General features: G+C 64.1%; 13 protein-coding genes. 3 read left to right on the top strand and 10 right to left on the bottom strand.

What is annotated here, in order from left to right:
* Positions 1-149 precede the first annotated feature (149 nt).
* From V7080_RS14950 to V7080_RS14960, 3 genes are all read right to left on the bottom strand, one after another.
* Complete coding sequence (locus V7080_RS14950) at positions 150-632, bottom strand: PaaI family thioesterase (protein WP_334189189.1); 483 nt, start codon at positions 630-632, stop codon at positions 150-152.
* The gene (locus V7080_RS14955; protein ID WP_334189190.1) at positions 629-2026 is read right to left on the bottom strand and encodes an acetyl-CoA carboxylase biotin carboxylase subunit; all 1398 of its coding nucleotides are present in this window, start codon (positions 2024-2026) and stop codon (positions 629-631) included. Before V7080_RS14955 ends, V7080_RS14950 begins: the two co-directional genes overlap by 4 nt.
* A 156-nt stretch (positions 2027-2182) precedes the next feature.
* Positions 2183-3730 carry an acyl-CoA carboxylase subunit beta gene (locus V7080_RS14960; RefSeq protein WP_334189191.1) on the bottom strand — a complete coding sequence of 516 codons (1548 nt, stop codon included), beginning with the start codon at positions 3728-3730 and terminating at the stop codon, positions 2183-2185.
* 152 nt (positions 3731-3882) lie between these two features.
* Here V7080_RS14960 and V7080_RS14965 point away from each other — a divergent pair, with 152 nt between their 5' ends.
* Both V7080_RS14965 and V7080_RS14970 read left to right on the top strand, forming a co-directional pair.
* Positions 3883-5592: a sigma-54 interaction domain-containing protein gene (locus tag V7080_RS14965; RefSeq protein WP_334189192.1), complete on the top strand. Its 1710-nt coding sequence runs from the start codon at positions 3883-3885 to the stop codon at positions 5590-5592.
* A gap of 123 nt (positions 5593-5715) precedes the next feature.
* Entirely contained in the window at positions 5716-5949 is a 234-nt protein-coding gene (locus tag V7080_RS14970; RefSeq protein WP_334189193.1) for a hypothetical protein, read from the top strand.
* 42 nt (positions 5950-5991) lie between these two features.
* Here the strand turns inward: V7080_RS14970 and V7080_RS14975 are convergent, their stop codons facing one another.
* From V7080_RS14975 to V7080_RS15005, 7 genes are all read right to left on the bottom strand, one after another.
* Complete coding sequence (locus tag V7080_RS14975; protein ID WP_334189194.1) at positions 5992-6819, bottom strand: enoyl-CoA hydratase; 828 nt, start codon at positions 6817-6819, stop codon at positions 5992-5994.
* Positions 6820-6919: 100 nt separating this feature from the next.
* Positions 6920-7894 (bottom strand): Bug family tripartite tricarboxylate transporter substrate binding protein, encoded by a 975-nt coding sequence (locus V7080_RS14980; RefSeq protein ID WP_334189195.1) that lies wholly within the window; start codon positions 7892-7894, stop codon positions 6920-6922.
* Between the two features lie 83 nt (positions 7895-7977).
* A complete protein-coding gene (locus V7080_RS14985; RefSeq protein WP_334189196.1) occupies positions 7978-9177 on the bottom strand; it encodes an acyl-CoA dehydrogenase family protein in 1200 nt (399 codons plus the stop codon).
* A 17-nt stretch (positions 9178-9194) separates the two neighbouring features.
* Complete coding sequence (locus V7080_RS14990) at positions 9195-10358, bottom strand: acyl-CoA dehydrogenase family protein (RefSeq protein ID WP_334189197.1); 1164 nt, start codon at positions 10356-10358, stop codon at positions 9195-9197.
* A 55-nt stretch (positions 10359-10413) separates the two neighbouring features.
* Positions 10414-11211, bottom strand: coding sequence for a VOC family protein (locus V7080_RS14995; RefSeq protein ID WP_334189198.1), 798 nt, complete (start codon positions 11209-11211; stop codon positions 10414-10416).
* A gap of 2 nt (positions 11212-11213) precedes the next feature.
* Positions 11214-12002 (bottom strand): enoyl-CoA hydratase, encoded by a 789-nt coding sequence (locus tag V7080_RS15000; RefSeq protein ID WP_334189199.1) that lies wholly within the window; start codon positions 12000-12002, stop codon positions 11214-11216.
* Between the two features lie 77 nt (positions 12003-12079).
* The gene (locus V7080_RS15005; RefSeq protein ID WP_334189200.1) at positions 12080-13621 is read right to left on the bottom strand and encodes a class I adenylate-forming enzyme family protein; all 1542 of its coding nucleotides are present in this window, start codon (positions 13619-13621) and stop codon (positions 12080-12082) included.
* Positions 13622-13903: 282 nt separating this feature from the next.
* On the opposite strand from V7080_RS15005, the gene V7080_RS15010 reads away from it, so the two are divergent.
* Positions 13904-14735 (top strand): IclR family transcriptional regulator (locus V7080_RS15010; protein ID WP_334189201.1); only part of this gene is annotated, 832 nt, incomplete at its 3' end.

Genomic DNA, 14735 nt, shown 5'->3' on the forward strand with positions numbered 1-14735 from the left:
CAGCAGATCGTTGAACGGCATGTCGAACAGGGCCATCACCTGCTCGACCGGCCAGTCGCCGCTGTCGCTCGCCGTATTGGTGCCGGCGCGGATGCCGGAGGTCGGGACGAATGTGAGGGTATGAGAAGACATCGATGAATTTCTTTCGGTCAGGGTAGGGGAAGCTCTGCCTGCGGCGCGCCGGCGGACAGGCCGGCTTGTGCCCGGGTGCTCATATGGACGAGCTTGAACGTGGCGCGCGCCACGCACACCGCATTGCCGTGTTCGTCGCGCGCCTCGCCTTCGCAGAACACGATGCGCGATCCGCGCCGGATGGTGCTGGCCTCGAACACGAGGTCGGTACGGGCCGCGCCGAGGAAATGGGTGGACATCTCCACGGTGATCACCCCGGTTGCCAGCGGATCATGCGATCGGGCGGCGGCGCTCAGCGTAAAGTCGAGGGCGCTCATCAGCGTGCCGCCGTGTACATCGCCGCGGCTGTTGAGCAATTCCTCCTGCAGCGGCAGCCGCGTGCGCGCCAGGCCGGGCTCAAGCCGTTCCGCCAGCAGGCCGATGTGGCGCATGAACGGAACATCGATGCCGAAGAATGCGGCGCGCTCGACGTCCTGGGTTCGGGCAGTAATCTTTTTCATGCGGGCTCCCGTTGCTCTGTGGTCCGTGCGAGTAGCCGCTGCGTCAATCCGGTATCGATGCGCCCGTCGTTGAAGTCGTCGCTGTCGAGCACTTTCAAGATGAACGGGATGTTTGTCCTGACGCCCTGTATGTCGCAGGCGGACAGGGCCTGGTGCAGGCGCCGGATTGCCTGCGGGCGGTCCGGCGCGGACGCGATGACTTTCGCGATCATCGGGTCGTAATGCGGCGTAACGACGGCGCCCTGCCGGTAACCGGTTTCGATCCGCACGCCCGGTCCCGAGGGCAGCACGAAGGATTCCAGGCGGCCGGCCGAAGGCAGGAAACGTACCGGGTCTTCCGCATAGATGCGCGCTTCGATCGCATGGCCTTGCGCGGTGATCGGCTGCGGCAGCACGTCGGCAATACGCTCGCCGCTTGCCAGCCGGATCTGCGAAGCGACGATGTCGATGCCGGTGACTTCCTCGGTGACGGCATGTTCGACTTGCAGGCGGGTGTTCATTTCCAGAAACACGAAGCCGGTTTGCGCGGTGTACAGCATCTCCACCGTGCCGATGACGTCGTACCCGAGCCCGGCGAGCAGGTCAGCGAGAAGGCGGGACATGCGTTCAGTCGCAGCGCTCTCGATTCCGGGCGCACGCGCTTCTTCAATGACCTTTTGATGCCGGCGCTGAACCGAACAATCCCTCTCGAAAAGAATCCTGACGCCGCCGTAGCGGTCCGCGAGCACCTGGAATTCGATATGGCGGGGCGCGCTGATGAGTTTTTCGAGATACAGCTCGGCGGTCGCAAAACTTTTCTGCGATATCGATCGCGCCTTTATCCACGCGGCGGCAAGTTCGGCTTCGTCATGGGCCGGCAGCATGCCGATCCCGCCGCCGCCCCCGGCCGGCTTGACCAGTACCGGGAAGCCGATGGCGCGGGCAGCGGCGGCGACCTGTTCGGGTTCGTCCGGCAGCACCGGCGAACTCGGCGCCTGCGGCATACCGCAGTCTGCCATCAACGCGCGGGCCTGCGTCTTGTGTCCGAGTGCGCGGATCCATCGTGGAGACGGACCGATGAAATGAAAGCCTGCGGCGGCCACCCTTTCCGCGAACCCGGCGTTTTCGGACAGGAAGCCGTAACCCGGATGGATTGCGTCGGCGCCGGTCTCCAGTGCCGCCTGGATGAGCCGCTCCTGGTCGAGATAACTGAGCCTGGCGGGTGCCGGTCCGATGTGCACGGCGTGGTCGGCGTCGGCAAGGTAGGGCAGGTCGCGGTCGGCGTCGGAAAACACCGCGACCGATTCGATCCCGAGAGTGCGCAGCGCACGCAGAACGCGCGCCGCCACCGCGCCGCGGTTGGCAATGAGTACGCGCCGTGGACGGCCGGGATGCATCGCAGTCGGCACAGTCATGGCTTGCCTTCCTTTCCGTCTGCGGTGGGGAGCGCCGCACGCGGAGTGCCTTGGAATGGAGGCAGTAACATCCGGCCGCATGTTTCCGCAGGTCGTGCTGGCAGGAACAACAGGGTGCAAAAGGTGGATTGCATGATGGATATGGTGCGCATCGTTTTACGGCCGGATACCGAACTGGCGCATGCCGGGCTGGCGCAGCGGTGCGGCCAGGTTGGCGAACTCGCACAGGATGCGGCGGGTGTCGCGCGGATCGATGATGTCTTCGATCACGAATGCTTCGGCGCTGCGAAACGGCGAGGTCAGGCTGCGCACCCGCTGCTCGATCTCGGCACGCTTCTGCACCGGGTCGTCCGCACCTTCGATCTCCGCCTTGTACGCGACTTCCAGTCCGCCCTCGATCGGCAGGGAACCCCAGTTCGCCGATGGCCATGCATAGCGGAAATTGAACCTGCCCATGTGCTGGTGACCCGCGGCCGCCACCCCGTAAGCGCGGCGCAGGATGATCGAGCACCAGGGAACGGATGCCTGGTAGACGGCGGCCAGCGCGCGCACGCCGTAGCGCATGGTTCCCGCCCTCTCGGCGTCCAGTCCGATCTGGAACCCGGCGACATCGACCAGGTTCACCACCGGCAGGTGAAAAACTTCGGCGAGATCGACGAAACGGGTGAATTTTTCCGCCGTGCCCGCATCCCAGCAGCCGCCGTAGAAATAGGGATCGCTGGCGATCACCGCGACCGGCCATCCGTCGATACGGGCAAATCCGGTCACGATCGCCTTGCCCCACTGGCGGCCGATCTCGAAAAACGAATCCTTGTCGACGAGCGATTCGACGATTGGCCGTATCTTGTACACGGTACGGCTGTCGCGCGGTATCGCCGAAAGCAGCCATTCATCGCGCCGGCCTGCATCGTCCGCCGGCTGCATGCGCGGCGGCAGGTCGAAGACCGATGACGGCAGGTAGGACAGGAAGCGGCTTGCCCGGTCGAACGCCTCCTGCTCGCTGTCGACTTCATCGTCGACGACGCCGTTGCGAGTATGGATATGGCTGCCGCCCAGTTCATTCTTTTCTATGATCTGCCCGGTGCGGGCGACGACGGGCGGGCCTGCATTGAACAGCTGTGACGATCCCCTGACCATGACGGAATAGTGGCTCGCGGCGACCCGTGCCGCGCCCATGCCGGCCACCGATCCGAGGGCCAGCGAGACGACCGGGATCACCGACATGTTTTCGACGACATGCTGCCACACCTTCATCGTCGGAATGAGGGTATAGCCCTTGGTTTCGATGTTGCGCACCGAACCGCCGCCGCCGGTTCCGTCGACCAGCCGGATCATCGGCAGGCGCAGGTCGTGCGCCATCTTTTCCGCCTGGATCAGTTTGTCGCCGACGGCGCCGTCGTTGGCGCCGCCGCGCACGGTGAAGTCGTCCCCCACCAGGACCACCGGCCTGCCTGCCATGCGGGCACGGCCCATCACGAGGTTGGCCGGGACCATGCCGGTGAGTTTGCCGTGGGCGTCGTACTGGCCCCACCCGGTCAGCGCGCCAACCTCCTGGAACGAGTCCGGATCGGCACAGGCAGCAATGCGCTCCCTGACCGTCAGCTTGCCTGCCGCCTTGTGGCGGGCAACCTTTTCGGCGCCGCCCATGGCGGCAGCCAGCTTCTTCCGGTAAGCAAGTTCATCAATTTCGGGTTGCCAAGACATCGTTCCGGTTCCTTGCTACCATCGTGGAGACATTGGCTGTATCGCAACACCCGTGCCAGTTGCCTACCCCGTTGTTTTTGTTGGGTTTATTTTTGTAGCAGGGAGAACTGTTCGCGATGGAGACACCGGAGAGTGTCCATAGGAGAGACATTATGTCGTTTGAGGAGACACCGCAGACACCGGCGCTGGGCGCGCTGGTCTGCGACAAGTCGGGCAGGGTGCTGGCTGCATTTGGCGCCGCGTCCGACGATAAGGTATGCGCGGCCGCTGTTGCCGCCTGCCAGGCACTTCCCGAAAAACATGCCATGGAAGGCAGGGTATTCCAGGTAGCGGTGCCAGGCAGCGCCGACGGGCAGGAACAGCAATTCATCGGCCTGTGCGTTCGCGACGACGCCCATCAGCTTGTTCTATTGCGTGACAGCACAGTCGAGCTGCCGCTGTTTGATTTCATCGGGACGGTTCCGTTTGCGTCCGCCATCCTGAACTATTTCATTACCAATCCGTATCAGGCGATTACCGTCGCCGACAAGGAAGGCAAGATCCGTTTCATCAGCCCGGTGCATGAACGATTTCTCGGCTTGAAGCGGGGGCAGGGGTACGGCATGGCCGCCACCAAAGCCATCCCGAATTCCAGGCTGGGCATCGTCGCCGCGACCGGCAAGGCGGAAATCGGCCAGCTGCAGGACATGCACGGCGTGACGCGCGTGGTGAACCGGATTCCGATTACCCAGGGCAGGGAGGTCGTCGGCGCGATCGGGCAAATCCTGTTCAAGGGACCGGAAGCCCTGACGCAGATGCAGCAGCGCCTGAGCCAGGTGCAGGAGAAGATGGAGCAATACCGGCGCGAGCTCGAGGAGCTGCGTGCGAAGGCGTCGCCGGCGGCGATGCTCATCGGCAGCAGCGCCCGCATGCAACGACTGAAGCGCGAAATCGAGACGGTGGCCAGGCTCGACGTGCCGGTGCTGATACTGGGCGAAAGCGGCACCGGCAAGGAACTCGTCGCCCATGCGATCCACGCGGCGGCGCACAATGCAGGCAAGCCGCTGGTCAGCCTGAACCTCGCGGCATTGCCGTCGACCTTGCTGGAGTCCGAGCTCTTTGGCTATGCGCCCGGAACGTTCACCGGCGGCAGGCGCGAGGGCCAAGTCGGCAAGCTGGAGCAGGCGGAAGGCGGCACGCTCTTTCTCGATGAAGTCGCCGATATACCGATGGAGGTGCAGGTCAAGCTCCTGCGGGTGCTGGAAGACCATATGGTCGAACGGCTCGGCGGCCGGACGTCGCGCCGGGTCGATTTCAGGATCATTTCCGCGACCCACCACAACTTCCAGGCACTGATCGAAGCGGGCCGCTTCCGCCTCGACCTTTACTACCGCCTGAGTGGCGTCGTGCTGCGCGTGCCGGCATTGGAGCAGCGCTTCGAGGACATCCCGGAGCTCCTGATCCACTTCGTTCGCGGGTTCTGTGAGCGCAACAGGATTCCCACGCCGGCGATTGCACCGGACCTGGCACGCTACCTGGCCGGACGTCCGTGGCCGGGAAACGTCAGGCAGCTCAGGCAGAAGGTCGAGGAAGCGCTGGTTTTCTGCGACGGCAGGGTCTTGCGCGTCAAGGATTTCACCCGCGAAGACGCCGGCGCGGAGTATGACGGCCCGGTATCCGTAGCGGCGGGCGTTTCAGGCGAGGTGCAGCAGGCGACGGTGTCGGCGGCCAATGAAGATACGTCTACAACGCTGCTCGATGTCGAGCGCAGGGCCGTTCTGGAAGCGATTGCGAAGCATGGCGGTAACAAAAAGCATGCGGCGGAAAGCCTCGGCATATCGCGATCGTATCTTTACAAGATTCTCAACCGGAAAACCGGGTGAGGTTTCAACTGCCAGCGAGGCATGCGCGGGACGAATCCGCTCGTCCCGCGCATACAGGATTCGACAAGGCCGGGCTATCCAGCATGGCGGGTGCATGGCACCGATACGTAAGGAACTGATGATTTGAAAGTGGCAACCTTCATCGCGGCCATCGCGATCACCTGGATGATGTGGTACCGGCTGCTCGCCGTATTCGTGATCCGTCGACGGTGGAACGGGAAAGCAGCCGGGCGGAATGCGTCTGATGAACAAGCGCGGAAGAAGCGACTGCTCCTGCTTAGCGGTGTGCTGGCGATATTCGGAACGCCCGCCATTTTTCTCGGTTTTGCCTGGATCGTCCAGACCTACCTGGCCTGACCAGCCGTCGCGAGGGGAGAGCAGGTCGGCAACCCAGCCGCGTCACCGGCCGCTGAAACGCGGCGCGCGCTTCTCAACGAAATGCGCGACGCCTTCCTTGAAGTCCTCCGACTGGAAGGACGCATGCATTGCTTCGTCCGCGGCTTGCCAGGCCTGCGCCAGGTCCTGGAACAGACCCTCGTACACCTGCCGCTTGATGACGCCCATCGAACGCGGTGACGACAGATTGGCGAGATCCGCCGCCGCGCGCTGCACCGCGTCGGCGAATCCCTCCGCCGGCAAAAGTTTCACGAGGCCCATCTGCGCCGCCTCGCTTGCCTCGACCGGCCGGGCCGAGTACAGCAGGTCGAGCGCATGCATGGTCCCGATCAGCCTCGGCAGCATCCACGAGATGCCGTGTTCGGCGATCAGGCCGCGCCGGGCGAACGCGGTTGTCAGCTTTGCGCCTTCCGCCATGTAACGGATATCGCAGAACAGCGTCAGGCACAGGCCGATGCCCGCGACCGGGCCGTTGATGGCGGCGATGATGGGCTTGGGAATGCGCAGCATGAAACTGAAGCGCTGCCGGAAATTGGCTTCGATGCCATCAGCCCCATCAGCCGCCGGCACGGACGAGGGCTCTGGCGATCGCTGCGGCGTGGCACCCTGCGAGATGCCCTGGATCAGCTTCATGTCCGCGCCGGCGCAGAAGCCGCGACCGGCGCCGGTAATGACGATGACATGCACGTCATCGTCCGCTGCCGCCCGCTGCAGCGCGGCGCGCACTTCGCCATCCATGGTCGGGGTCCAGGCGTTCAGGCTGGCGGGACGATTCAGCGTCAGCGTGGCGACATGCTCGCGCGTGCCATACAGCAGTTCCTTGTATTCCATGCGTGTTCTCCGGTCAGAGTGCGATTTAAGGTTGCGTTCGATCGGTTGCGGTGCGATTCGGCGCAGGGCCGAACCGCAAACGACACTTATCAGGCATGCCTTAGTCGATCTTGATGTTGTTTTCCTTGATCAGGCCGCGGAAGGTCTCGCGCAGCGGCGGCAGCGTCTTCGAAAATTCCTCCGACCCGAGCACGGACGGCACCAGTCCGTTTTCGTTGATGTACTGCGTAATGTCGGGTTGCTGCAATACCGCTACCAGTTCCTTGCTCAGCCGGTCGACGATAGGGGCAGGCGTTCCCGCCGGTGCGAACAGGCCGTACCAGCCGACCGCCTCCAGCTTGGCTATGCCTTGTTCCTTGAAGGTGGGAACGTCGGGGAAGAGCGGGATACGGTCCGGGCCGGTGACTGCCAGCACGCGTACCTTGCCGGTCTTGACGTGCGGGGAAATCGTGATCGGCGTGGCGATGTACCAGTCGATGCGTCCGCCAAGGAAATCGGACATCAGCGGCGCCTCGCCCTTGTAGGGAATATGAACGGCGTCGAGACCGGCGGAGCGCTTGAGCGCTTCACTGAGGATATGCTGGGTGCCGCCGGCGCCGGCCGTGCCGTAACTGGTCTGCTTCCCTTTCATCTGCTCGACAAACTCCCTGGCGTTCCTGATCGGGCTGTCCGTGCGGACCACCAGCGCCAGCGGTGCCGTGCAGCACTGGGCCAGAGGCTTGAAATCCTTCTCTTCATCGTAGCGGGCGTTCGGGTACACCATCGGCACCTGGAAGATCGTGGTGTTGGTGGAGTAGATCGTGTAACCGTCCTTCGGTCCTCTTGCCACGTGCTCGCTCGCAATCACCGTATTGCCGCCCGGGCGATTGTCGACGATGACCGATTGCTTGAGCCGGGGCGCAAGCTTGTCGGCGATCTTGCGCGTGATCGTATCGGAAGCGCCGCCGGGTGCGAACGGCACGACGATGCGCACCTGCTTGTCGGGATAGGTGCCGGTATCGGCGGTCTGCGCGTCGGCACTGGCGCCGAGTGCCCCCAGTGTGCCGTACAGCATGAGTGTGACGATCTGCTTCATGGTTGTCTCCTTTGTCAGCCGCATTGGATGGGTGTTGCGTGATGCGTCTCTATGTACGCTCATTCGTCTTCCGTCATGGCTTTCTAGCCGAGGCCAAGCACCGCCTTCGCCATGATGTTTTTCTGCACCTCCGTCGTTCCGCCGAAGATCGACATCGCGCGCCGGTTCAGGTAGCGCGCCGCGGCGGTGGCGGCGAATTCCGGCCCGACCGGTTCCTCCTGGCCGCTGCCGAGGATGAGCGACTTTTGATAGGGCAGGGCGTAGTAGCCGGATGCCTCCATCAGCAGTTCGAGCAGGCGCTGGCAGAGTTCGGTGCCGCGCACCTTGAGTCCCGATACCGCCGGTCCGGGTTTGCCGCCGGCAGCCATCTCGCCCAGCATCTGCAGCACACGCAGGTCGAGGGCAAGCAGACGTACTTCGACCTCGACGAGTTTCATCCGGAATGCCGGGTCCTCGATCAGGGGCGTTGCTCCCTGTGGAGAGGACCGGGCGACCTTCTTCAACTTGCGCAGCAGGCGCTTGGCGAAGCCGACCGACGCATTGTCGAGCCGCTCGTGCGACAGGAGGAACTTGGCATAGCTCCAGCCCCGGCCTTCGTCGCCGACACGGTTTTCCTTGGGCACGCGCACGTCGTTGAAGAAAATGGCATTGAGCGAGTGGGTGCCGTCGAGGGATGTGATCGGCCTGACCTCGATGCCCGGGCTTTTCATGTCCAGCAGCAGGAAGGTGATGCCTTGCTGCGGGCGCTCGTCGCGGCTGGTGCGCACCAGGCAGAACATCCAGTCGGCATAGTGCGCCCAGGAAGTCCAGATCTTCTGTCCATTGACGAGGTAGTGATCGCCCCGGTCATCGGCGCGGGTCTTCAGCGCCGCCAGGTCCGAGCCGGCCATCGGTTCCGAGTAGCCCTGGCACCACCAGTGCGTGGATTGCAGGATCGGCCCGATGAAGCGTTCCTTCTGTTCCGGCGTGCCGTACGCCTGGATCACCGGACCCACCATCCGTGTGCCGAACGGCACGATGGGCGGACAGTTCATCTCCGCGCATATCGCGTCGAACAGGTACTGCTGTACCACGCTCCAGCCAGGCCCGCCCTGCTCGGCCGGCCAGGTGTAGGCAAGCCAGCCTTGCCTGCCCAGTATCTGCTGCCAGCGAAGGTAGTCGTCCTTCACCAGGATCTGGTCCTGGTCCACCTTGTGCGCGATATCGGCGGGAAGATGGGCGGCAATGAACGCCCGAACATCGCGGCAGAATGCCTGATCGGCGGCGGAAAGTGTGACCTGCATGTTGGTTCCCTTCTGCTTTACGCCGGCTGACCGGCCGCCTCGGTATCAAGCGCAAGCCGGGCGAACCGCTGCTCATGCCATGACACATTGCCGAAGCAGACATCGATTGCCGTGAGGCGCTTGAAATAGTGGCTGACAGGCGATTCGTCGGTGACGCCCATCGCGCCGTGCATCTGCACCGCTTCCTGGCCGATCAGCCGCCCGGCCTTTCCGGCCTGGATCTTGGCGGCGGACACCGCCTTGCCGCGGCTCACCGCGTCACCGGTTTCCAAGCTGCCGGTTGCATGCGTGACCAGTGCCCGCGTTTCTTCCAACGCAATGTGCATATCCACCAGACGGTGCTGCAGCGCCTGGTTGGCGCCGAGCGGCCGGCCGAACTGCTGGCGTGTCCTGACGTAGTCCAGTGTTAGGTCGAGCAGGGCGGCCATGGCGCCGACCGCCTCCGCCGCGATGGCGGCGGCGCCCGCGTCGATGACCTTCTCCAGTGCATCGGCCGCTGCATGCAGATTCCCCAGCAGGGCGCCATGCCCGGCACGGACATTTTCCAGCCTGAGTTCGCAGGCGTTCGACCCGTCGATGGTCGGATAGGGAATCATGCCGATGCCTTCGGCGCCACGCGGCAAGAGGAACAGGCTGAGTCCATCGGCGGATCGCCGTTCGCCCCGGGTACGGGCGAGCACGATGTATCCGGAGGCATTCGCACCGCCCAGCACCACGGCCTTGTGGCCGTTCAGCAGATAGCCGCCGTCATGCGCCTGTGCGGTGCTCACGCAATCATGCAGGTCATAGCGGGATTGCGGTTCGGCGAAGGCCAGCGCAAGCGTGCTCGTTCCTTCCTGCAGCGGCTGCAGCCAGTCTCGTTTCTGCGTATCGCTGCCCAATGCGGCAAGCAGGCCGCCGCAGAGGATCACGGACGGCAGGTAGGGCTCCAGCACCAGGCTTCGGCCGATTGCTTCCATCATGATGGCGGCCTCGACCGGGCCGCCGCCGATGCCGCCATCGGCTTCGGCGAAGGGCGCCGCCAGCCAGCCGAACCCGGCGAATTGTTGCCAGGCTTTGTCGGCGGCACCCGTTGCGGCGCCAAGTGCGGCCCGCCGCTTCTCGAACGTGTAGTGCTCTCGGAAGTAGCGCTCGGCGCTGTCGCGCAGCATCGATTGTTCCGGTGTGAGTGTCCAGGTCATGCGTTGTCTCCGTCGTTCCGGCATGCCGCCTGCCGGTACTGGTCGCGGTGCTGCGTTATGCCGCCCGTGTTGCGTCAGCCGTGCCGTTCACAGGCCGGATGCGTACGCCGCACAGCCAGAAACCATCACCTTCGGCCTTGCATCCGGCGAGCGCGGCCTCACTCTGCATCCGTTGCGGATCGGCGACCTGCAGGGTAATGCCGGACAAGAACGGCTGCCCTGCATCATCGGCGGGAACAAAGCGGATCGCGCCGCCGTCGAGATCAATCTGCGGCATCTGCCCGGGCAGGCTAGTCAATGGCCGTTCCAGGATCTGCGCCCACCGGGACGCGAACGATGCGGGATCCGGTGCCGTGATGTCGATGGACAGCATGCGTCTGGTCGTGTCGTTGCGTACATGTCGCTGCCAGTCCGGCCCCGCCGGATGATAAGGCCCGTCGATCGCTTCACCGCCGTGCGTATGATTGAACTCGATCATGGCGGCGCCGGTATCGCGCGGATGAAGCTGCATGCCGGTGTAGTCCTCATATTGCAGACGGTTGGCGACACGGATGCCGAGCGCCTCGGCGCGGTCGGCTCGCCGCTGCGGATCGTCACAATCGAGGATCACCATGTATCCGCCCCGGCCGCCGCGCTGCTCCAGGAACCGGCCGGCCGCGGTGCCGGGCCGCGTGGGCACCACGATCTCGATGAAGTCCGTGCCGACAGGGTAAAGCACGTTTTCAAGGCCATAGCGCTGGACGTTGGGATCGCGGTAGCAGGGCGACAAGCCAAGCACGGTTTCAAAAATGCGCTCGGCCGGCGCGAGATCCGGTGCCGCCAGGCATATCTGGCGCAGTCGCAGGTAGCCCATCTTCATCTCCCCCTGAATACCGGTGTGCGTTTCTCGACGAAGGCCTGCGCCGCTTCCTTGTGGTCGTCGGTACCGGCGCAGCGGATGTGTCGCATCGCTTCCGCGTCGAAGGCGCTGCCGAGGTCGCCGTGGTCGGCCAGGTTCAGGTTCTCCTTGATGTAGCCCAAGGCAACCGTCGGCCCCGAAGCCAGCGTCCTGGCGATCCGCCGCGCCTCTTCCTCGATGGTTTCGTCCGGGAAGACCCGCGTGACGAGACCGATGCCCAGAGCCTGCTCGCCGGTAAGGACGTCGCCCAGCATGTAAAGCTCGCGCGCCTTCGCCGCGCCGACGATCTTCGGCAGAAAGTAGGTGCCACCGAAGTCGCCCGACAGGCCCACCTTGGCGAACGCCGTGGTGAGTTTTGCCGCCGGGGTGGCGATGCGGATGTCACACGCCAGCGCGAGCGACAGCCCGGCACCGGCCGCCGCGCCACGCAGCAGCGCAATGGTGGGCTTGGGCATCTGGTGCAGCAGTCGCGACACGTCCATCCGCGTTCGCAGGTGGCGCACGCGCTGGTCATAGGTGTCGGTCTGTCCGCCGGCGGCCATCGCCTTGACGTCGCCGCCGGCGCAGAATGCGTTGCCGGCGCCGGTGAGCAGAATGGCCCGCACGGCGGGGTCTGTTTCGGCCCGCCGTACGGCGTCGAGCAGGCGCTGGGTCAGTTCGGGACTCAATGCATTGCGCACTTGCGGCCGGTTCATGACCAGCGTCAGAAGGCCGTCGTCGAGCGATTCCAGCAGTACGTCTTCCATGTCTCCTCCTCATCAATGAGGTTGACGCCGTCGATGCGGCGCTTGATTGTGGCCGGGGCGCAATGGCGCCGGGCCGCTTATTGCATTGCCTGTTGGCGCAATTCGGTTTTCAGCACCTTGCCGATCGCGCTGCGCGGCAGACTCGCGACGAATCGCAGGTCCGACAGCCGCTGCGGCTTGCCGAGCCGCGAGTTAGCCCACTCCAGCAGGGCCTGTGCGCTGGTGTCGCTGCCATCCCTGCGCACGATGAACGCCACCGGCGACTCGCCCCAGCGCTCCGAGGGCACGCCGACCACTGCCGCTTCGCTTACGTCGGCATGCTGCCGCAGCACATCTTCCAGATCGCTTGGATAAATGTTGAAGCCGCCGGAGATGACCACATCCTTCTTGCGATCGACAAGTACCAGGAAGCCGTCGGCATCGAAACGCCCGATGTCGCCGGTACGGATGTATCGCCTGCCGTCGCCGTCGTGCCATTCGGCCTCGGCCGTTCGGGCAGGATCGTTGTGATAGCCCGTCATCATCGTCGCCGAGCGGCCGACGATTTCGCCGGCTTGACCCGGCGGCAATTCACGGCCGTTTTCGTCGATGATGCGCATGTCGGTGCCCGGCGCCGGACGCCCGACGGTATGCAGCTTCTGCGGAAATTCATGGGCGACGAGCATGCAGGTCCCGCCGCCTTCCGTCATGCCGTACATCTCGATCAACCCGCCGGGCCAGCGCTCCAGGATGTCTGCTTTCAACGCCGCGCTGAACGGTGCGCTGGTGCAGTACTTCATCCGGAACGACGCCAGGTCGGCTTGCGCGAAGCCGGGATGCGCCATGATTCGCTGGTACTGCACGGGCACCAGCATCGTGTGGGTGACACGATGCATCCGGGCCAGTTCCAGGTAGCCGGCGACGTCGAATTTCCGCATCAGGACGACGGTGCCGCCGAGTGCCAGGGTAGGGAAAAAACTCGCCAGCGTGGTATTGGAATACAGCGGCGTCGCAAGCAGCGTGACCGGGAGGGGGTGGTACTGCGGTGCGGCGCGCTGTACATGCCCCCAGCGCATCGCATGCGACTGGACGATGCCCTTGGGCCGCCCGGTGGTGCCCGATGAGTAAATGATGTTGAACGGCCAGTCGGGTGCGATGGCGGTTTGCGGCACAGGCGTGCCGGATGCGGCCAGCCATCCGGCCGGTATGCCGGGGCACATGTTTGCATCGAGCAGGACATGCGGTATCGGAAGTGTTTGCCGCGCCTCCGCCAGTGCCTGTTTCACGTCATCGTCGATGAATGCCAGCACGGCGCCGCTGTCGGCAATCATCGCACTTAGATCGCCCGGCTTGAGCGACGGGGCAAGCGGCGCGACGGTGACGCCCGCCCGCAGGGCGCCGAGGAAGACGACCGCGTAGGCGATCGAGGATGAGGCGCAGATGGCGATCGCCTGCTGCGGACGCACGCCGTTGATATGCAGGGAGGCCGCAACCCGGTCCATCAGTACATCAAGCGCGGCGTAGTCGAGCCGATTGCCTGCCTCGATCAATGCGGCATGTGCCGGCGCGCTGTTCGCCATGTGCCGGATGCAGTCGGGCACGGTTCCAAACGCTTTCTGCGTGACATCTTCAAGATCCATGAAAAGCGGCGCCTTTTGTTCCTGATTGACTTGTATCGGCAGCTCTTGCGCAACGACATCCACATTGACGTTCCGAAATGGAGATGTGCCTTGCAAGGCTGCGACCTAGCTACTAGACTTCAAGGGTGGCGTTCACATTTGTGAATGCCATTCATATATCGATAGTGTCAGTCTAACCGTTTCCGCCCGGTTTTCCGACACTGCCGACTTTGATATATCGCAAACCTTGCCTCACGCCGGCCCAGGCAGCGCCGACGCGTGCCGGGTCGAAAGGACTGTTTGATGGCCAAGCCAAAAATTGATACCGCAGAGCGCGACGTTGAATTCGACGTCGCAGGCAATGCGCAGGATGTCGGAAAACGCGGCGGGCCGATGTCGGTCTCCCGCGTCATCGGCATCATGGAAATGCTGGCCGTCGAACCGATGTCCCTGGCGGATCTGGCGCGTCGGCTTGCCGTGCCCAAACCGAGCCTGCTAAACCTTCTGGGCGAATTGTCCGCGTTGGGCGTCGTCAGGCGTGATGAGGCGGGCCGGTACATTCTTGGCGGACGTGCATTCCGGCTGGCATCGATGATGAGCTTTTCCGGTTCCCTCAGCACCTCGGTCCGCACAACGCTCGTCGAGGTAAGCAACGCGCTGGAAGCCGCCGTGTCCATCGGATACCTCGACCGTCATTTCCGCAAATTGGTGTATGCCGACCGCTATGGGGAAAGCAGCGCGGTACGCTACGTCGTCAAGTTCGGCGCCGTGATCCAGTTGCATACCCGCGCTACGGCAAAGCTGCTGGTCGCGCACGAGAGCGAGGAGACCTGGCGGGAATGGTTTGGTGCGGAGCCCTACGAGCAGCTGACACCGCGCAGCCACAAAACCTTCTCGACCCTGTACCCGGAGCTGGTCGACATCCGCAAAGCCGGGATCGCGTGGACCTGTTCGGAGCAGTACGAAGGGATCAGCGGCTGCGCGGTGCCCGTGTACGGAAGCGACGACTTGGTGGCGGCGGGACTGGGCATGGTGATGATCGGCGAAGCGATGGAGCGCAACCGCGCACAGGTGATGTCCGTTCTGCGGGCAGCGGCCGAGACCATTTCGGCCGAGTTTCACCTGAGGCGCATCA

Source organism: Noviherbaspirillum sp., assembly GCF_036846085.1.
In the GTDB taxonomy this organism is placed as follows: Bacteria; Pseudomonadota; Gammaproteobacteria; order Burkholderiales; family Burkholderiaceae_D; genus Noviherbaspirillum.

Excerpts from the sequence above, each read along its gene's own strand:
- V7080_RS14990 (WP_334189197.1), bottom strand. The coding sequence starts at position 10,358 with ATGACCTGGACACTCACACCGGAACAATCGATGCTGCGCGACAGCGCC.
- V7080_RS14965 (WP_334189192.1), top strand. The coding sequence starts at position 3,883 with ATGTCGTTTGAGGAGACACCGCAGACACCGGCGCTGGGCGCGCTGGTC.
- V7080_RS14995 (WP_334189198.1), bottom strand. The coding sequence starts at position 11,211 with ATGGGCTACCTGCGACTGCGCCAGATATGCCTGGCGGCACCGGATCTC.
- V7080_RS14975 (WP_334189194.1), bottom strand. The coding sequence starts at position 6,819 with ATGGAATACAAGGAACTGCTGTATGGCACGCGCGAGCATGTCGCCACG.
- V7080_RS15000 (WP_334189199.1), bottom strand. The coding sequence starts at position 12,002 with ATGGAAGACGTACTGCTGGAATCGCTCGACGACGGCCTTCTGACGCTG.
- V7080_RS14960 (WP_334189191.1), bottom strand. The coding sequence starts at position 3,730 with ATGTCTTGGCAACCCGAAATTGATGAACTTGCTTACCGGAAGAAGCTG.
- V7080_RS15005 (WP_334189200.1), bottom strand. The coding sequence starts at position 13,621 with ATGGATCTTGAAGATGTCACGCAGAAAGCGTTTGGAACCGTGCCCGAC.
- V7080_RS14980 (WP_334189195.1), bottom strand. The coding sequence starts at position 7,894 with ATGAAGCAGATCGTCACACTCATGCTGTACGGCACACTGGGGGCACTC.
- V7080_RS14955 (WP_334189190.1), bottom strand. The coding sequence starts at position 2,026 with ATGACTGTGCCGACTGCGATGCATCCCGGCCGTCCACGGCGCGTACTC.
- V7080_RS14950 (WP_334189189.1), bottom strand. The coding sequence starts at position 632 with ATGAAAAAGATTACTGCCCGAACCCAGGACGTCGAGCGCGCCGCATTC.
- V7080_RS14985 (WP_334189196.1), bottom strand. The coding sequence starts at position 9,177 with ATGCAGGTCACACTTTCCGCCGCCGATCAGGCATTCTGCCGCGATGTT.